Raw genomic sequence first — 18,532 nt, 5'->3', positions numbered from 1 at the left:
GTTTTATGTAGACAATTAATGCATATTCAGATAGGCCGCCGCAGTATCATGTGGCTTGTGCACTACAACTCCTACACATTTATTGGCGCTTCCAATTTCAAAAGAAATACCTTTATCCAGATCGGTATAGATCTGCACCTTTCCGTTTTTATCCTTGTACGTATCGGTAGGTTTAAGATCATAGTTTTTTTTAATCTCTTCAAAAGAAGTACCTACACCATAGCCTTCAGCGGTTTTAAACTGGGGCGATGTTACCAGTATCTTTTGAATGCGACTGATGATCTCATCCTTTGTGCCCATTTTACGATGCGCAAATATGCTTACCCTGTAACCTGTAGGTTTATGATTTTGAGTAAACCAAACCATCAGCGAACTACCCATAGCGGCATCGGCACTATCCGGGCGGCCCAATAGTTCACTAACATTGGCTACATCTCCACTCATCTGCATGTTTCCAATGCTCCGGCCAGGAATAATCAGTTTATCGGCTGCAACGGTTTCAGTTTTGGTAGAATCTGTTGATGCCGGGGTTTTTGCTATGGAATCATCCAATATGGGCTGCTCTACGCGACCTGTATCTGCAGCTTTATCGGCAGTATTTTCTTTTTTAGCAGATTGATTGCAGGCAAATAACGCGGTGCATAATAATAGTACAAAGGTGTTTTTCATAATAAATTAAATAACAGATTATATTTATTTTGTTGGTACAGATGTTTATATCCTAACCAAATTAACATTAATTTGTTGAACAAAAATAATGACATCCAAAGGTCAACAGGTTATACGGCAGTGGTACAGGCAAAAAAACTGGCAGCAGTTCCCTTTTCAGCAGGAAATGGAGACTACTTACCTTTCCGGCTATTCGGGTTTGCTCAATGCCCCTACCGGCAGCGGTAAAACTTTTGCATTGTTTCTCCCCTTTCTGGCCGATTTTATCAATAAACACCCGGATACTTATACCACGCAAAAAAACAATGGCCTGCTCATGCTGTGGATAACCCCATTGCGTGCGCTCACAAACGACATCCGCAAAGCCATGCAGGAAGCCTGCGATGAGATTGGCCTGCCCTGGAACATTGCCACACGAACCGGCGATACCCCTGCAGCAGAAAAAGCCGCCCTCAAAAGAAAGCTGCCCGAAGTATTACTCACCACCCCCGAAAGCCTGCACCTGATGCTTGCCCAAAAAGAATATCCTAAATTATTCAATCAACTGCAGGTAGTGGTAATTGATGAATGGCATGAGCTTTTAGGTACAAAGAGAGGTGTGCAGGTGGAGCTGGGGTTGTCGAAACTTAAAAACCTCACCCCAGCCCTCTCCTTTGGAGAGGGAGTTGAAAAGCAAGAGGAAAAAATCCCCCTCCCCTTCGGGAAGGGCTGGGGTGGGGTTCGCATCTGGGGCATCAGCGCTACCATAGGTAATCTCGAACAAGCCGCGGAAGTATTGCTGGGTAACGATTTCCCGCCCGAACGTATAAAAATGGTGCGCGCTAATCTTGATAAAAAACTGGATATCAGATCAATCATTCCGGACAATGTAGAGAATTACTCCTGGGCCGGGCATATCGGTTTAAAACTGCTGCCAGAGGTAATGGAAATTGTGGCCCGCAGCAAAACCACGCTCATATTTACCAATACCCGCTCACAATCCGAAATATGGTATCATGCCATATTAGATAATTACCCGGAGTATGCCGGCATCATGGCCATGCACCACGGCTCGCTGGATAATGAGCTCCGCAACTGGGTAGAGCAAGCCCTGCATGCCGAAGCGTTGAAACTGGTGGTATGCACCTCGAGCCTAGATCTTGGCGTCGATTTTCGCCCGGTAGATACGGTGGTGCAGGTAGGCAGCCCTAAAGGTGTGGCCCGCTTTATGCAGCGGGCTGGCCGGAGCGGTCACCACCCGGGTGCGGTATCAAGGGCGTATTTCGTACCCACACACTCGTTAGAATTATTAGAGGGGGCGGCGCTGAAAGCGGCAATAAAAAGGGGGATTTTTGAAAGCCGTGACCCCATGCTGCTTACTATGGATGTGCTGATCCAGTATATGGTTACACTGGCGGTATCAGACGGGTTTAGGGCCGATGAATTGTTTAAAGAAGTAAAAAGCACCTATGCCTTTGCCGATATTACCCGTAATGAGTTTGGTCAGCTGCTTGATTTTATAACCAGCGGAGGCAAAACGCTGGCACAGTATGATGAATTTTTGAAAGTAGAGGTAGAAAACGGTCTGTACAAAGTGAACAGCCGCCGGGTGGCTATGCGCCATCGCCTCAGCATTGGCACCATTACCAGCGAGCTTAGCATCCGAGTAAAATGGCTGAGCGGCGGCAGTCTGGGCACAATTGAAGAATCTTTTGTATCCAAATTAAAACCGGGCAACACTTTTTGGTTTGCGGGGCGCAGTCTGGAGTTTATCAGGGTAAAAGAGATGACTGCTTATGTGAAAAAATCAAATTCCACCAAAGGCATTATCCCCAGTTGGAACGGCGGTCGTATGCCGCTGTCATCGCAACTGGCCGCCGTGTTCAGGGATAAACTTGATGAGGTGGCGCATGGTATTGAAAAGGATGAGGAAGTTATAGCGCTTAAGCCATTATTTGATTTACAGCAGCAACTTTCGCACTTGCCGCAAAGCCATGAGTTTTTGATCGAGTCATTTAAATCGCGCGAAGGGCACCACCTGCTGTTCTATCCTTTTGAGGGGCGGCTTGTGCATGAAGGCATGGCGTCGTTACTGGCATATCGTATCAGCAAAATAAAACCGGCCAGCTTTTCCATCGCTATGAACGATTATGGTTTTGAACTGCTTACCGACGAAGATATACCCATTGAACAGGCACTGGAAGATGCCAGTTTTTTTTCGATAGATAACCTGCTCGATGATATACAGCATAGCCTGAATGCCAATGAAATGGCACGCCGCAGGTTCAGAGATATAGCCCACATCGGCGGACTGGTATTTACTGGCTATCCCGGGCAACAGGTAAAAAACAAGCACCTGCAGGCATCAACCTCCCTGTTGTTTGAGGTGTTTAGCGAGTATGAACCTGATAACCTGTTGGTGAGGCAGGCTTATAACGAAGCGCTGGCATTTCAGCTGGAAGAGTTCAGGCTGCGGGCCGCCTTGCAACGCATAGCTACACAAAACATTATCCTGAAAGTGATTGAGCGCCCTACACCATTTGCTTTCCCAATTATGGTCGACAGCCTTGGCCGCGAACGGCTTACCACCGAAACACTGGAAGAACGTATAGCCAAAATGGCCCGCAGTTATGGTGCGGAGGGAGTTGCCGCTGATGATAAAAGAAGGAACCGTAAACCAGGAATAGTTAGAAAAAAAGGCTTTTAGTAAATAGTATTCAGCAAAGTACGATGTCCTATGTCCTCCCCGTGTACCGCGATTGGCCTTAAGGCCTAAAATGCAAATCACTGATTGTCAAGTGTTCATAAATGTTCATGATGTTCATGCAGTCGTGAACGTGAACAAGGTAAGGTTTTCAATTACGATTCAGACTTTTTCAATTGAGGTTTTTACCTTTGCCCACATGGAAACTATTACCTGGCATGATTTTGAAAAGGTAGAGCTCAGGGTGGGCACTATACTGCAAGTTGAGGATTTCCCCGAGGCCCGCAAACCTGCCTTTAAGGTTAAGGTTGATTTTGGCGAGTTTGGCATTAAATGGTCGAGCGCACAGATCACTAAGCATTATACTAAAGAAGAACTGCCCGGCCGGCAGATTGTGGCAGTGGTCAATTTCCCGAAAAAACAAATCGCTAACTTCATGTCGGAGTTTTTAGTTACCGGTTTTGCCGATGAAAACGGCGACATAGTTTTGGTCAACATTGATAAACCAGTACCTAACGGCAGTAAATTAATATAATGAGATATATCAGTTTCGAGGATGAACCCGCCATTTCGCCCGACGATTTTTTTATGGGCGAAGCCTTAAAGGAGGCCCGCTACGCACTTGAAGAAGACGAGATACCCATTGGTGCTATTGTGGTGTATGGAGGTAAAATTATTGGCCGGGGGCACAACCTAACAGAGCGGTTGAGCGACGTATCGGCCCATGCCGAAATGCAGGCTTTAACCGCCGCGGCCAACTCCATGGGGGGTAAATATTTACCGGGCTGTACTTTATATGTAACTATGGAACCCTGTGTAATGTGCGCCGGGGCATCGTACTGGTTCCAGGTGAGCAGAATTGTGTTTGGCGCTTATGATACCAAACTGGGTTTTGGCAGGCTTAACCAAAAAATAACCCACCCTAAAACAGTAATTACCGGTGGCATCCGTGAAGTGGAATGCTCAGAATTGGTGAAGAACTTTTTCAAGAGTAAAAGGAGGCCGTAATTTCTGTCGATGAGTTTGGCAGGCCCGAGTGTGAAGTTATCATAACAAAACGGGGTGTCATGCTGAGCCCGTCGAAGCATGCGGGTTAGCCTCTGCGCACGGCTCTTCGACAAGGGGTGACAGGCCACCCAAAAGATTACAGACATAATACTGACAATTTTTTTAGAACAAAAACTCCTTTCAACTCTTATATTTGTTACGTCACAACATTAAACTTTTAAACTTTAATAATAACCATTATGGCATTTACACTACCGGCGTTACCTTACGCTACCGATGCTCTGGAACCGCACATTGATAAACTAACTATGGAAATTCACCATGGTAAACATCATCAGGCTTACGTTACCAATTTAAATAAGGCCCTTGAAGGTAAACCTGAAGCTGACGGTAACCTTGACGACATTATTAAAAATATTTCAAAATTCCCGCCTGCGGTACGCAACAATGGCGGTGGTCATTACAACCACTCTTTATTCTGGACATTGCTTTCTCCAAACGGAGGCGGCGAGCCTACAGGCGCTTTGGCAGATGCTATAAAAAGCACTTTCGGGTCATTTGCCGATTTTAAAACCAAAGTATCTGAAGCTGGTGCAACCCGTTTCGGTTCGGGTTGGGCTTGGTTAATTGTTACTGCCGATAAAAAACTGGCTATTACTTCAACTCCTAACCAGGATAATCCGTTAATGGATATCGCCGAGGTAAAAGGTACACCAATTTTAGGTATCGACGTTTGGGAACATGCTTACTATTTGAAGTATCAAAACCGTCGCCCTGATTATTTAGCGGCTATCTGGAACGTGATCAACTGGAACCATGTTGCCGAGCTTTACGCAAAAGCAACTGCTTAATTTTTTAAGCATATAACTTTAAAAGCGGCAGGGTTTAAACAATTCTGCCGCTTTTTTTATTTAATTTTAATTTAAGGAAGTGGCCTGTCATCCTGAGCTTGTCGAAGGATCGTGCGCAGAGGTCATTACACCATGCTTCGACAAGCTCAGCATGACAGCCTTTAATATTAAACCATTCAACTATGAAAGCCATCGTTTTAGAAGCCGCCGGCAAACCATTAATATGTAAGGAAGTTGAAAAACCTGCGCTTGCCCCGGGTGAGGTTTTGGTACAGATCAAAGCTGCCGCTTTAAACCGTCGTGATTACTGGATAACCATTGGAAAGTATGCGGGCATAAAATATCCCATCATATTAGGATCTGACGGTGCAGGCGTAGTTGCAGAGGTTGGCAGCGACACTGATCAACACTGGATTAACAAAGAGGTTGTTATAAACCCCAGCAATAATTATGGCCAAAGTGATAACTACCAGGGGGCCGATTTTAAAATATTGGGCCTACCTGATGACGGTACCTTCGCTGAATATGTAAAAACCCGGGCAGAATATCTGCACCCCAAACCAACTCATTTAACCTGGGAACAGGCTGCCGCCATACCATTGGCTGGCGTAACTGCTTATCGGGCTCTATTTACCAAAGCTAAGGCAAAAAAAGGCGACAAAGTTTTAATATCGGGCGTAGGCGCTGGTACGGGCGCTTTTGCACTGCAATTGGCCGTTGCCGCAGGATGCCATGTTTTTGTAACATCAGGCAATGGCGAAAAAATTGAACGCGCCAAGCATTTGGGCGCCGCAGCGGGTGTAAACTACAAAGCGCAGGACTGGGCCGAGCAATTGAAACTGATGGTTCACGGTTTTGATATTATTGTTGATAGTGCCCTGGGTACAGGCTTTGCCAAATTTCCTGACCTGTGCAATCCCGGAGGGCGTATAGTGATATTTGGCGGAACAGCCGGCAATATCCCCCCGCTTGACGGGCGTAAGGTATTCTGGAAACAATTGCAATTATTAGGTACTACCATGGGCACACATGATGATTTTACGGCCATGATTAATTTTGTGAACCAACACCAGATAGGTCCTATTGTTGATGAGGTATTTTGTTTTAAGGACGCGCAGAAAGCGATTGATAAAATGGCCGATTCCTCACAGTTTGGTAAAATTGTTTTGCAGAACCTGTAACAGCCTTTTCTTGTTTGCCTTGCCATGATGACATTTTTACCCGGCGATACCTGACTGCGATTAAGAATTTGGTTGGCAATAGGTTTAGTTATATATTTCGCCTACGGTAAAAAGAACGGCGTACTACGCAAAAGGCTTACAGCTAAGCAGGAATAGCTTTCATGAACGAAGATATATTAAAACTAAAAATTGAACAGATAAAATGGGAAACGCCCGACACTGCTACCTTTTATTTGAGCAACACCACAGGCGAACCTATACCTTATAAGGCCGGGCAATTCATCACCCTCATATTCAATCATCGCAATGAGGAGATCCGCAGGTCGTATTCCCTGAGCTCTTCGCCCGATGAGGAACTTTTATCTATCACGGTAAAGCGTATTACCAATGGGGAAATTTCCCGTTTTATGTTGGCTAAGGAACATCCTGGCGATGTGCTAACCGCACTCGCCCCAGCAGGCCGGTTTAACATAACAAAATTTGAGCAGGAAAAGGATATTTTGCTGTTTGCCGGTGGCAGCGGCATCACCCCTATATTTTCGCAACTTAAATATATATTGGGCAGACCCGGTAAAAGTCGTCTGACATTAATATACAGCAGCCAGGATGACGAATCGGTTTTATTTAAGACCGAACTGGATGAACTAACGGCCAAACATACCGGCCGATTTACCGTTATTTACCTGATCAGCAGTAAAGGTAACCGACTCAATACCGACCGGGTAGAAACCCTTACCCGTCAGCTTGTACAACATGATTTGAAAAAGGCCGAGTTTTATCTCTGCGGACCGTTCCCTTATATGCGCATGATCAGGTTTGCGCTGGTGTATATGGGCATCGACCCCGGGCAGATACGCCGGGAAAATTTTGTGCTCGAAACGGTGTCCGTAACCAGCAGCATGATCAATTTTCCCCCGCGCAATATCCGCATCAAATTTAAAAACGAAGTGCATGACCTTGCTGTTGGCGAAAATCAATCCATACTGCAAGCCGCGCTGCAAAATAACGTTCCGCTACCTTATAGCTGTCGCAACGGCGTGTGTTCTACCTGTACCGCTAAATGCACCAGCGGTAAAATTGAGATGGTAAAAAACGATGTACTCACCGATGCCGATATGGCCGAAGGCTGGATACTCACCTGCACCGGGCACCCTATAAGTGACGATGTGTCGATATCGTTTGGGGAGTAAATAAGAATGATCCATTACTATGTCATTGCGTGCGTAGGAATATAAATCCTTCAACAAACTCAGGGTGGCATGTCTTTTGGAGATAAAGAGAGCTGTCATGCTGAGCTCCGTCGAAGCATGGTGGGCAGGCCTCTCCGCACGATCCGTCGACGGAGCTCAGGATGACAAGCCCACGGGGTTTGCTTCGTCCCTCGCAATGACATATTTTTACAATTATGCCAAATTATGCTTGTGCACCACTCTCCTGTGTACAACACTTTTAACCTTTTTTGATTTAGATTTTTTTCGCTTGCCCAACCAGATGATAAAACCCGTTATGGGTAGTGAAGCACAAATGAGGCTTGCCAAAAAAGCGATGACCTTGGTAGTAAGCCCGCCAATCTGCCCTACGTGCAGGTCATAATTCATCTCGTTCATTTTCAGGCCGGGGCTTTTCTTCGCTTGTGGGGTTTGTTTTAACAGTTTACCCGTATATTTTTCAAAGATGTATTCGTCGCTATTATAATAGTGCAGCGTTTGGGCATATGCGCTTATACCAACAGTACCGGCAGCTGTAGCATCATCATTTATAAAAAACATTTCGGCTTTAGGCGACCGCGATTGTGCAATGGCAAAAGCCTTGTCAACCACAAAAGTGCTTTTTACTTTTCCCTTTAAAAGCGAATCAGATTTCAATACTTCTTTTTCTGACGGATATGCTTTACCCAGATTTGCCGTAGTATAAATACCTTCCCTTACCGAATCAAACACCATTGATAAACCAGTTATGGATAATATAAGCGCGATAGAAGTGGCATAAAAGCCGAGCACATTATGCAAATCATAATTTACCCTGCGCCAGCGCCCATTCCATTTAATGTTAAAGCTCCGTTTACGGTCGCTTTTGCGTTTGGGCCACCAGAGGATAAGACCGGTTATCATGATCACCATAAATATGATCACAGATATACCCACCACCAAACTGCCAACTTTGGCCGGCAGCAGCAGGTAAAGGTGTATATACTCTACAATAATGAAAAAGTTTTTCTGCGGATTTTCTGTATGCGTTATTTTACCGGTGTACGGGTTTAAATAAACATATAACATTTCATCCTTGGGTAAATTAACCAGCACGGCAGCAGGCCGGTTAACACCGTAATAATACATGTAAGTGGCTGTCGCCCCTTTACGGCCCTTTAACGCTTCGGCTTTTAAAACCGATGGTTCAAGATAGGGTTTATACTGAACCTCCACCTTTCGGTAATCATGCATGGCATCCTGAATCTCGTCCTGAAAACAAAACAAACAGCCGGTAATACTCACTATAAACACCACCAGCCCGGATATAAATCCGAGCCAGCGATGACAAAACAGTATGATCTTTTTAAAGGTCATATTAAAATTTGTATGCAATACTCAAACGGTAATTACGCGGTGCATCTGCCTGCCAGTAATAAGCATTCAGGAAAGAGTAATAGGACCCGCTGTAAGTATATTTGTCGAGCACGTTAAATACGTTACCGGTGATGCGCATTTTAGCACCTTCCCAAAATAAACCGGCATCCATCTTAAAGTAGTTGGGTAATTTTTCCAGGCCAACGCTCCAGGTATCTGTCTGACGACCGGCCAGATAAGTTCCACCCAGGGAAACACCACTACCTTTTAGTACACCGCTACCTAATTTATAGCTTAACCATGTATTAGCAACATGTTTGGCATAACCGGGAACGATATCGCCTACTTTAATAATATTATCCGGAGATGCGGCAAGATCTGGATTTACTTTGCTCACTTTTGAATCGGTGTACGCATAGTTTGCAGTGAGGGCTAAACCAGGCAATATTTCACCACGCAAGTCAAACTCCAAACCCTGAGATTTTTTTTGACCAAATATGATACTTAAATTTGAGCCAGGAGCAGCATTGGGGTCGGCAGTTAGCTCGTTATTTCTTAAAATGCGATATACCGAAAGAGTAGTGTTCCATTGGCCATTTGCCCAATCTTTTTTAATACCAAACTCCGTGTTGGTACCAGTTAACGGCTGTAATTTACCAACACTAACCCTGCCTGCCTGCGGTAAAAATGTCTGGTCGCGTAAACCATAAACCGAAGTTTGATCGTCTATAGATACGCTCAGGCCAAAACGTGGGGTGAAATGCTTAGCTTCTTCCGGCGTGTTAAAGTCTGACATTTGTATAGATGTATAACGGCCTGCTAAGGTTACCCTAACCCTGTTATCAAAAAAGCCAAGTTCGTCCTGCACATATAAGCTCGAATAGCGCGAGTTGATTAAACCAAATCCTGCAGCTGCGCGTGCCTCTAAATTCAGGGAGCGATCAAACGTAGGGTAACCATTTGCAGGGTTGTTTAACGTAGGGATGCCATCTGCATAAGGATCAAAAGGTGTTTCTTTGGTATCAAGCGATTTAGTTTGAGCATAATCGGCAACATATTTTTTGTCTGCTATATCAACCCCACCTAAAATTTTATGAACTACGCTACCGGTAGTTACTTTACCATTTATAAATACCTGGGCTAATGACATAGAGCTTTCTGCCTCCCAGATACCAGCGTTACGTACATACCTGCCATCGGCAAATACAGTGTCGGCCCACATAGAGGTACCCAATTGCGTCGAGTAGTAACGAGCCGCCTGCGCAGTCAATTTCCAGTTATCGGCTAACTGGTGCTGCAGGTTTAAGCTAAAGCTATGATCATTAATATTAGTTGGAGGCAGGCCAGCAGGTAACTGGGTAAAGTTACGTGGAAGTACGCCATAGCCTTTAGGACTGAATACGTAGTATGAACCAACGTCAGACATGTGCGCCTTCTGATAAACATACTCAGCTGTAAGCTTGGTTTTATCATCAATCTGGTAAGAAATCACCGGTGCAATTACATAACGATCATTAAACTCATTAGGACGGAATGAATTTTTGTTTTGTGCAGATAAGTTTAAGCGGTACAACAGTTTTCCATCCTTGCTCAGCTTTCCATCAAGATCAAGTGTCGCGCGGTTCAAATTGAAACTGCCGGTGGTAAAGCTAACTTCGCCTTTTGTTTGGCCCGTAGGCTTTTTGGTAACCACGTTGTATAACCCACTTGGATCACCGTTTGACAGCATGAAGCCTGCGGGACCTTTTACAAATTCAATATGATCAACAAAGCTCATGTCTTCGGTAAGCGGGCCCCAGTATGAACTTACTACGTTAAAGCCGTTCCTGAATGCCTGTATCTGCGAACCGCGCATGGTAATGTTAGTATACATATCGCCCCAATGCTCTAATCTCACTGCACCACTCACGTTACGTATCAAGCCATCACTCATACTAATCACCTGCTGATCGGCCAACACCTGTGACGTAACTACCTGAATATTTTGCGGAATCTGTAATAACGGCTCATCCAATCGCAAGCTATTTGAAGGGGCATCAACTTTATATTTTTGCCTTTTACCCGATATAGCTACTTCATTTAACTGATTCGCGCTTTCGGCCAATGTAAAATTGACTACAGCCGGATGGCCTGCCAATACTTCAACCTGTGCTTCCTGCGCCTTTTGACTCACGTGACTGATAACAAGAGTGTATTTACCCTGTGGCACCCTTAAGGTAAAATCGCCATTTTCGTCAGTAATTGTTCCATACTTGGTACCCTTTAGTGAAACCGAAACGTTTTCGGCCGGGCCATCATTATAAATTTTAACGTGACCTTTAACAATGCCGCGTGTTTGCTGCGCCGTAGCGAAATTTGAACTAAAGAGGATTAAAATTAAGAGGGAGAGAAAGGTAAATACCTTGTTAGGAGAGTATTGAGTTTTAATCATTTTATTTAGACTAATTATAAATAATGGCCAAAAATAAGACAAAACTCTTACAATCCAAATTATTTGGAATAATTATAAACAAGGAAGCAAAATTAAAAATGACTTGCTAAAACAATTTAAAGACCACTAAATATCTATCACCTCTTTTTTCTTCTTACTTTTCATTCGTTTGGGTACAAATTCAAGTATCTCATTTTTTAGGGCCTCTATCAGACGTCGTTTTAAAAAATTACGCTGTATTACAATGCTTACCTCTCGGGCTGGCTCTGGCGATTTAAAGTAACGCACCTTGTCAAGCTGTTTGTCGCTCAGGTCGGCCAGGGCGAGTTCTGGTAAAACAGTGGCTCCACTGTTTTGGTCAACCATGCGCTTTAGCGTTTCAACACTACCGGTATTATATTCAAAATGCTGAAAACCTTTAGTTGATTTACGCCGCTGGCAAATGTTTAAAACCTGCTCGCGCATACAATGCCCTTCATTCAGTATCCAGATCTCTTCCATATCAATATCATCCGGTACAATATTCTTCTTTTTGGAGAGTTTGCTGTTTTTAGATACATAAGCCACAAAGTTTTCATAAAAAACAGGAATCTCAGTCAGCGAGCTTTCATGCAGCGGAGTTGATAATATGCCGCAATCGATCATACCCAACTTTAATTGCTGTACTATTTCTTCGGTAGTTTGCTCCCAAACTATCAGTTTTACCTGCGGATATCTTTCAATAAAACCCCGTATAATCTTAGGCAAAATATAAGGCGCCACAGTGGGTATGATACCTACCCTTAACTCGCCCGATAGTTCTTTTTGCCTGTCGGTAATAATCTCCTTTATTTTTTCACTTTCCGACAGCATAATGCGAGCCTGTGTTATTATCTCAATTCCAATTTCGGTGGGTGTTACCGGCTGCTTGCTGCGGTCAAATATTTTTACCCCCAGTGTATCTTCAAGCTTCTGTACCTGCATGCTTAGGGTTGGTTGCGTAACAAAGCATTTTTCAGCCGCAAGTACAAAACTCCTGTAAGTATCAACGGCTACAATATATTCAAGCTGCGTAATTGTCATATAGATAAATTCTATTCAAATATAACAATTATTGATTTTTTCTATTAAAATATTATTGTGAAGTTTGAGTAAGAAATTAATTACTATGGAAACTAATAAGAAGAAACTAACCACTGCTTCCGGCATCCCCTATGTGGAGCATGAAAATTCGCAAACCGTAGGGCCACGGGGGCCTATCTTGTTACAGGACTTTATACTCCATGAAAAAATGGCCCATTTTAACCGTGAGCGTATACCAGAGCGTGTTGTGCATGCAAAAGGATCGGGCGCTTACGGCAAGCTTACCATTACACATGACATTTCAAAATATACCAGGGCTAAAATATTTAGTACTATTGATAAAGAGACCAAACTATTTATCCGTTTCTCAACTGTAGGCGGCGAAAAAGGATCGGCTGATACGGAACGTGATCCAAGGGGTTTTGCCATAAAGTTTTACACCGAAGACGGCAACTGGGATTTAGTGGGCAATAACACACCTGTTTTCTTTATAAAAGATCCTAAAAAATTCAGCGACTTTATACATACCCAAAAGCGCGATCCATACACCAATTGCAAAAGCGCCACTATGATGTGGGATTTTTGGTCACTAAACCCCGAAAGCCTTCACCAGGTTATGATCGTAATGAGTGACAGGGGTACACCGTACGGCTATCGTCACATGGACGGTTTCGGAAGCCATACCTTCTCTTTTATTAATGCGAATAATGAAAGGTTTTGGGTAAAATTTCATTTTAAGACCCAACAGGGAATTAAAAACTTCACCGACGCCGAAGCAGGAGAAATGCGTGGTAAAGCGCCTGATTTTGCACAACATGACCTGCTGACCCACATTGATAACGGCGATTTCCCTAAATGGGCCATGAAAATACAGGTAATGCCCGAAGCCGATGCCAAAACATATCATATCAATCCATTTGACCTTACTAAAGTATGGCCCCATGCCGATTATCCGCTAATTGATGTAGGAGTAATGGAATTAAACCAAAATCCCGACAATTATTTTGCGCATGTGGAGCAAGCTGCTTTTGCGCCTGCTCATGTTATTGATGGCATTGGTTACTCGCCCGATAAAATGCTGCAAGGCCGGATACTTTCATATCCTGACGCGCACCGTTATCGTTTAGGTGGTAATTATGAGCAGATTCCGGTAAACAAATGCCCTTATATGGTAAGCAATTACGAAAGGGATGGCCAGATGCGTGTTGATGGCAATCATGGTTCGGGTCCTAATTATTACCCAAACAGCTTTGATAATATTGAAGCCGACCAGAGCTATAAAGAACCGGCCTGGGATTTAGGTAACTCGGTTGCCGACTGGTACGACCGTAACGCTGAAGGCGAAAACGATCATTATACCCAGCCAGGTAACTTATACCGATTAATGGATGCACAAGCCAAGCAGGACCTGATTAACAACATAGTAAACTCTATGAGCGGCATTGACGGGCCTAAAAAAGACCAGATAGTAAACCGCCAGCTATGCCATTGGTTCAGGGCTGATATTAACCTGGGTATGGCTATAGCGAAAGGCCTTGAGCTCGACCTGAATGAAACCATGAAACAAATGCCCGCTTGAGCTTAGTGAATGGTGAGTGGAGAGTAGTGAGTTCTTTACAACGCATATAAATCGAAAAGGTCAGGGCTATAAAGTCCGGACCTTTTTTTGTGAAAACTCATTGCTCAAAACTCACAATTCAAAACCTCATCCCTATTCCACCGTAACTGATTTGGCCAGGTTACGCGGCTGGTCAACATTACAGCCACGCATAACGGCTATGTGGTAAGCCAGCAACTGGAGCGGTATCGTTGCAACCAAAGGCACAAAAGCCTCATTGGTTTGTGGTATCTCAATTACATAGTCGGCCATGTTACGCACTTCGGTATCACCCTCGGTAACAATGGCAATTACATGCCCCTTACGTGCCTTTACTTCCTGAATATTGCTGATCACCTTTTCATACGAGGAGTGCTGCGTTGCTATGAACACCACAGGCATTTCATCATCAATTAAGGCAATGGGGCCGTGTTTCATCTCGGCAGCAGGGTAACCTTCGGCGTGTATGTATGATATCTCCTTAAGCTTTAAAGCCCCCTCAAGCGCTACAGGAAAGGAACTTCCCCTACCCAGGAACAGGCAATTAGTAGAATCTTTAAATTTTGCAGCTATAGCTTTAACATGCTCGTTTGATTTTAAAGCCTCTTCAACCAGCTGCGGAATTTCGTTTAATCCGGTTAAATACTCAACCAGCTTGCTTTGTGTTATTTTACCACGCTGCTGTGCAATATAAAAAGCAATGAGCGTTAATACGCTAACCTGCGCGGTAAAGGCCTTTGTTGAAGCTACACCAATTTCAGGGCCGGCATGAGTATAAACCCCTGCGTGTGTAGTACGTGGGATGGATGCGCCTACCACATTGCAAACGCCAAAAATAGTAGCGCCCTTTTCCTTTGCCAGCTCGATAGCGGCCATGGTGTCGGCAGTTTCACCCGATTGGGATATTGCTATTACCAGGTCCTTTTCGGTGATAATAGGATTGCGGTACCTAAACTCAGAAGCGTACTCCACCTCAACCGGCACACGGGCATACTCTTCTATCAGATATTCGCCAACCAAACCTGCATGCCATGAGGTTCCGCAGGCAATGATAATGATGCGATCGACATTTTTTAGCTTTTCGGTATATTCTTTTATACCGCCTAATTGAACCTTGCCTTCCCTCGGATAAATACGGCCACGCAGACAATCGCGGATAGATCGTGGTTGCTCATATATTTCTTTGAGCATAAAGTGATCATAACCACCTTTTTCAAGCATCTCCAGCTTCAGGTCGAGTTCATGTATATATGGGGTTTGAACCGAGTTGTCGATATTTTTAATCAGCAGGTTATCGCGGTGTATATAGGCAATCTCGTTATCATTTAAATAGATCACATTTTTAGTGTACTCTACAATGGGTGTAGCATCTGATGCTATAAAATATTCGCCCTTACCTACGCCTATAACCATCGGGCTGCCCTTCCTGGCAGCTATTAACTGATCGGGCTCGTCCTCGCTCATAATTACAATAGCATAAGCGCCTATGACCTTATTGAGCGCCACCCTTACCGCATCACGCAGATCAAGTCCGCCCTGCTGCTGTATATCTTCAATCAGATGAATTAAAACCTCGGTATCGGTATCGCTTTTAAAAACATGCCCCTTGGCCAGCAATGTCTCCTTAATTACCCCATAATTTTCGATAATACCATTGTGTATAATGGTAAGTTTACGGTTCCCCGATGAATGCGGGTGAGAGTTTCTGTCGCTTGGTTCGCCATGTGTTGCCCAGCGGGTATGCCCCATACCTATGGTTCCCTTAACATCAACACCTTTAACAAACTTTTCAAGATCATCAACCTTGCCTGCTTTTTTATACACTCTGAGCTCCTGATCTAACAGCGCTATTCCGGCACTGTCATAGCCACGATATTCTAAACGATGAAGCCCTTTTATAACTATTGGATAAGCATCCCGGTAACCTATATAACCTACAATTCCGCACATAATAAATTTAATATGATGTAAATGGAGCAAAAATAATTAGCTATATAACACAAATCATAGCTAATTATTTTGATTTTTTGCGAAAAAGGCAGAGTTTTTACCTACTTAAAAATAAATTTTAAGAAGTATAATTCGCTTAAATAAAAAATCCCCTTATCGGGGATTCTTTTTATTTAATTAAAGGTTCTTTTTACTTACGTACCCTTGTGTAAATAATATTTAACTTAATGTGGTAAGGCGAATTTTTGTCGCTTCCAACTGCTATGGTACGGGCTGCTACCTGCGCACTTGGGGCAATGCTCGAAAGAAGCGTGGTACCCGAACTTCCGGTGGTCACATCAGTAGTGTCAACGGGCGCTATATATGTACCATAATCTTTCGTTTTTTTACGTATCAGATCCTGAATATAAGCAGTTACTAAAAAGTGATATTCTTTACGGGTTTTACTGTACCCCCCGCCAAATACGCCAACCTGCGAACGCGGGTCGGTTTCAGTGGCATCCTGTAAATAGGTACGCTGGTGGGCAATATCCAACTGGTACATTGTTAACTTCGGTGTTGGCGCGTAAGGTATACCTGAACCCGGCTGCGGCGAAATAACCAATTCGGCCCGGTTTAACACAATAGAATCGGGATTAAATTTACTCAGATCAGGGAAGCTTACTTTGGCTCTTAAGCCTGCAAGCCCTTGTAAATAAAAAACATTTTGTGAATTGGTTTTATCATTTAAAGATGCCTGAATGGTTGTCGTGTAAGTATGCGATATAGAGGCGCTATGCGATACAAAAGGCAATGTAACAGAAGCAGTATCAATAGTGGCCCCGTTTACAGCTTTATAAAACACATCAATACGTGACGAGTCAAGCGCAAGCTGAATAATACCACCCGCATCAGATGGTTGAGCCTTGTCTAACGAAACATATAAACCCTTCACCGCGTTTTGGAAAAGCAGGGTTGATGCTAATTGCGAGCCCGTTGCGTTAAACAGGTTATCATAAATAAACTTTTTGCTGAACGGTATACGCAGCTGCGGTCCTACTTTTTGAACGGTATCAACTTTGGCATCGCGAATATTAACTATGGTTACACTATCATGTGTACGGGCAGTAAATGTTTTCGTACCCAATATGTTCCCCAGGTTAGCTTGCCAGCGCTTGGTATTATAATAGGTTTGGGCATTTGCTTTTTCCTGCAGCTGGTAAACATTGGCAACATAACGAGTGGCGACAGAATCGCCATAAAAACCATCGGCATAACGTAAAACCAATACGGCCGAGTCAATAGTTACAGTACCTGCGGGCACCGTATAAGCAGCATCATTTGGTAAAGAAATCCCCAGGGCAACGTTTGATATGGTTGTTCCAAAATCAGGGTCGTTAAAATTACCAAGAGGTGTTTTTGCAAGCGCAGATGTTACTACAGAGTCTTCTGCTACGGTATTAATTACAACGTTTGAATCAACAATTAAGCTTCCGTTAATCTCGTTCGAGGGATCAATACCTAAACCAATCCCATCCTGCCGTTTACAACTATTAAAAATAAAAAGACTTATTAACAGTGTCAATAAGTCTAATCTTAAAAATTTCATATATAATATTAAAGATTATGCAACATGCACCAATTCGTCGTTGGTAATTTCGTCGTAAAAATTGTAATAATTTTCGAAATCTGCGGTAGAATCGAATTCTAAAACCGATTTATTGCTGTTTTTAACATTATTTAACACATCTGCAGCTACATTCTCGCTGCCCAAAACTATTCCGTCAGAATATTGAATAGCGCCGGCATACAGTGCTGAATTAGTGCCTTCTTTATAGGCTTCAACATGCTGCTCGGTCATATTACTCATGATAGCCTTACGTGTGAACTCCCCGTTCATTTTCTCCTTGAAATCGTTCTCATAAATAGAGTAAATGATCTTTGAGTTTTTAAATGTCGGATCGTCTTTATAGGTAGTTTTTAAATAAGCAGGCACCAATGAACTCATCCAGCCGTGGCAGTGAATAATATCAGGAGCCCATCCTAATTTTTTTACAGTTTCTAATGCACCTTTGCAAAAGAAAATCATCCGTTCATCATTATCGGCATAAAATTTACCGTCTTTATCGCCAAAAACATGTTTACGCTGAAAATATTCTTCATTATCTAAAAAATACACCTGCATACGCGCCGCCGGGATAGATGCTACTTTAATGATCAACGGGTTATCATTATCGTTAATAATGATGTTCATACCCGATAAGCGGATCACTTCATGAAGTCTGTTCCTGCGCTCATTAATATTACCAAAACGCGGCATAAGGATACGGATCTCGTAACCTTTCTCCTGCATAGCCTGCGGAAGTTGGCGTGTTATTTCAGCAATTTTTGTGAGTTCGAGAAAGGGAGACATTTCATGAGTTATAAACAAAAGCTTAGATTTACCCATCACTTAATCAGTATTAAATATGTAAAGAAGTCAAAAAATTTGAGTCTGCAAATATAAGCATTATTATATGAACTGTCAACGAATTGTGCAAGTAACTTTTGGTATTTT

General features: G+C 43.4%; 14 protein-coding genes. 7 read left to right on the top strand and 7 right to left on the bottom strand.

Translation table 11 applies throughout. The annotated features are described in order from the left end of the window. Positions 1–15: 15 nt before the first annotated feature. Positions 16–669: a hypothetical protein gene (locus tag SNE25_RS05535; RefSeq protein WP_321564095.1), complete on the bottom strand. Its 654-nt coding sequence runs from the start codon at positions 667–669 to the stop codon at positions 16–18. Positions 670–757: 88 nt separating this feature from the next. On the opposite strand from SNE25_RS05535, the gene SNE25_RS05530 reads away from it, so the two are divergent. The 6 genes from SNE25_RS05530 to SNE25_RS05505 all read left to right on the top strand — a co-directional run bounded on the left by SNE25_RS05530 (position 758) and on the right by SNE25_RS05505 (position 7,582). Further along, a complete protein-coding gene (locus SNE25_RS05530; RefSeq protein WP_321564094.1) occupies positions 758–3,355 on the top strand; it encodes a ligase-associated DNA damage response DEXH box helicase in 2,598 nt (865 codons plus the stop codon). Between the two features lie 196 nt (positions 3,356–3,551). Then, positions 3,552–3,887, top strand: coding sequence for a tRNA-binding protein (locus SNE25_RS05525; protein ID WP_321564093.1), 336 nt, complete (start codon positions 3,552–3,554; stop codon positions 3,885–3,887). After that, the gene (locus SNE25_RS05520; protein WP_321564092.1) at positions 3,887–4,360 is read left to right on the top strand and encodes a nucleoside deaminase; all 474 of its coding nucleotides are present in this window, start codon (positions 3,887–3,889) and stop codon (positions 4,358–4,360) included. Before SNE25_RS05525 ends, SNE25_RS05520 begins: the two co-directional genes overlap by 1 nt. Before the next feature lie 239 nt (positions 4,361–4,599). Continuing rightward, positions 4,600–5,211 (top strand): superoxide dismutase, encoded by a 612-nt coding sequence (locus SNE25_RS05515; protein WP_321564091.1) that lies wholly within the window; start codon positions 4,600–4,602, stop codon positions 5,209–5,211. A gap of 182 nt (positions 5,212–5,393) precedes the next feature. Continuing rightward, positions 5,394–6,392 (top strand): zinc-binding dehydrogenase, encoded by a 999-nt coding sequence (locus SNE25_RS05510; protein WP_321564090.1) that lies wholly within the window; start codon positions 5,394–5,396, stop codon positions 6,390–6,392. A 161-nt stretch (positions 6,393–6,553) separates the two neighbouring features. Continuing rightward, a complete protein-coding gene (locus SNE25_RS05505) occupies positions 6,554–7,582 on the top strand; it encodes a ferredoxin--NADP reductase (RefSeq protein WP_321564089.1) in 1,029 nt (342 codons plus the stop codon). Positions 7,583–7,795: 213 nt separating this feature from the next. Here the strand turns inward: SNE25_RS05505 and SNE25_RS05500 are convergent, their stop codons facing one another. From SNE25_RS05500 to SNE25_RS05490, 3 genes are all read right to left on the bottom strand, one after another. Then, positions 7,796–8,956, bottom strand: a complete 1,161-nt coding sequence (locus SNE25_RS05500) for a PepSY-associated TM helix domain-containing protein (protein ID WP_321564088.1) — start codon at positions 8,954–8,956, stop codon at positions 7,796–7,798. Position 8,957: 1 nt separating this feature from the next. Next, positions 8,958–11,387 (bottom strand): TonB-dependent receptor, encoded by a 2,430-nt coding sequence (locus SNE25_RS05495; RefSeq protein ID WP_321564087.1) that lies wholly within the window; start codon positions 11,385–11,387, stop codon positions 8,958–8,960. 126 nt (positions 11,388–11,513) lie between these two features. Further along, positions 11,514–12,449 carry a hydrogen peroxide-inducible genes activator gene (locus SNE25_RS05490; RefSeq protein ID WP_321564086.1) on the bottom strand — a complete coding sequence of 312 codons (936 nt, stop codon included), beginning with the start codon at positions 12,447–12,449 and terminating at the stop codon, positions 11,514–11,516. Between the two features lie 85 nt (positions 12,450–12,534). On the opposite strand from SNE25_RS05490, the gene SNE25_RS05485 reads away from it, so the two are divergent. After that, on the top strand, positions 12,535–14,028 hold the full coding sequence (locus SNE25_RS05485) for a catalase (RefSeq protein WP_321564085.1): 1,494 nt from the start codon (positions 12,535–12,537) through the stop codon (positions 14,026–14,028). Positions 14,029–14,160: 132 nt separating this feature from the next. Here SNE25_RS05485 and glmS read toward each other — a convergent pair whose 3' ends face one another. The 3 genes from glmS to SNE25_RS05470 form a co-directional block, all read right to left on the bottom strand. Next, positions 14,161–15,996, bottom strand: coding sequence for a glutamine--fructose-6-phosphate transaminase (isomerizing) (glmS, locus tag SNE25_RS05480; protein ID WP_321564084.1), 1,836 nt, complete (start codon positions 15,994–15,996; stop codon positions 14,161–14,163). A gap of 190 nt (positions 15,997–16,186) precedes the next feature. After that, positions 16,187–17,584, bottom strand: coding sequence for a DUF4270 family protein (locus SNE25_RS05475; RefSeq protein ID WP_321564083.1), 1,398 nt, complete (start codon positions 17,582–17,584; stop codon positions 16,187–16,189). Between the two features lie 15 nt (positions 17,585–17,599). Further along, on the bottom strand, positions 17,600–18,424 hold the full coding sequence (locus tag SNE25_RS05470; RefSeq protein WP_321564082.1) for a glycogen/starch synthase: 825 nt from the start codon (positions 18,422–18,424) through the stop codon (positions 17,600–17,602). Positions 18,425–18,532 lie beyond the last annotated feature (108 nt).

Source organism: Mucilaginibacter sabulilitoris (assembly GCF_034262375.1).
GTDB classification, from domain to species: Bacteria; Bacteroidota; Bacteroidia; order Sphingobacteriales; family Sphingobacteriaceae; genus Mucilaginibacter; species Mucilaginibacter sabulilitoris.
Note: the sequence above shows the minus strand (reverse complement) of the source record. Positions and strands in the feature narration are given on the sequence as shown.

Bases quoted from the DNA above. Each gene is read 5' to 3' on its own strand.
- SNE25_RS05490 (WP_321564086.1), bottom strand. From the start codon at position 12,449: ATGACAATTACGCAGCTTGAATATATTGTAGCCGTTGATACTTACAGG.
- SNE25_RS05495 (WP_321564087.1), bottom strand. From the start codon at position 11,387: ATGATTAAAACTCAATACTCTCCTAACAAGGTATTTACCTTTCTCTCC.
- SNE25_RS05500 (WP_321564088.1), bottom strand. From the start codon at position 8,956: ATGACCTTTAAAAAGATCATACTGTTTTGTCATCGCTGGCTCGGATTT.
- SNE25_RS05510 (WP_321564090.1), top strand. From the start codon at position 5,394: ATGAAAGCCATCGTTTTAGAAGCCGCCGGCAAACCATTAATATGTAAG.
- SNE25_RS05535 (WP_321564095.1), bottom strand. From the start codon at position 669: ATGAAAAACACCTTTGTACTATTATTATGCACCGCGTTATTTGCCTGC.
- SNE25_RS05530 (WP_321564094.1), top strand. From the start codon at position 758: ATGACATCCAAAGGTCAACAGGTTATACGGCAGTGGTACAGGCAAAAA.
- glmS (WP_321564084.1), bottom strand. From the start codon at position 15,996: ATGTGCGGAATTGTAGGTTATATAGGTTACCGGGATGCTTATCCAATA.
- SNE25_RS05525 (WP_321564093.1), top strand. From the start codon at position 3,552: ATGGAAACTATTACCTGGCATGATTTTGAAAAGGTAGAGCTCAGGGTG.
- SNE25_RS05485 (WP_321564085.1), top strand. From the start codon at position 12,535: ATGGAAACTAATAAGAAGAAACTAACCACTGCTTCCGGCATCCCCTAT.
- SNE25_RS05515 (WP_321564091.1), top strand. From the start codon at position 4,600: ATGGCATTTACACTACCGGCGTTACCTTACGCTACCGATGCTCTGGAA.
- SNE25_RS05470 (WP_321564082.1), bottom strand. From the start codon at position 18,424: ATGGGTAAATCTAAGCTTTTGTTTATAACTCATGAAATGTCTCCCTTT.
- SNE25_RS05475 (WP_321564083.1), bottom strand. From the start codon at position 17,584: ATGAAATTTTTAAGATTAGACTTATTGACACTGTTAATAAGTCTTTTT.
- SNE25_RS05520 (WP_321564092.1), top strand. From the start codon at position 3,887: ATGAGATATATCAGTTTCGAGGATGAACCCGCCATTTCGCCCGACGAT.
- SNE25_RS05505 (WP_321564089.1), top strand. From the start codon at position 6,554: ATGAACGAAGATATATTAAAACTAAAAATTGAACAGATAAAATGGGAA.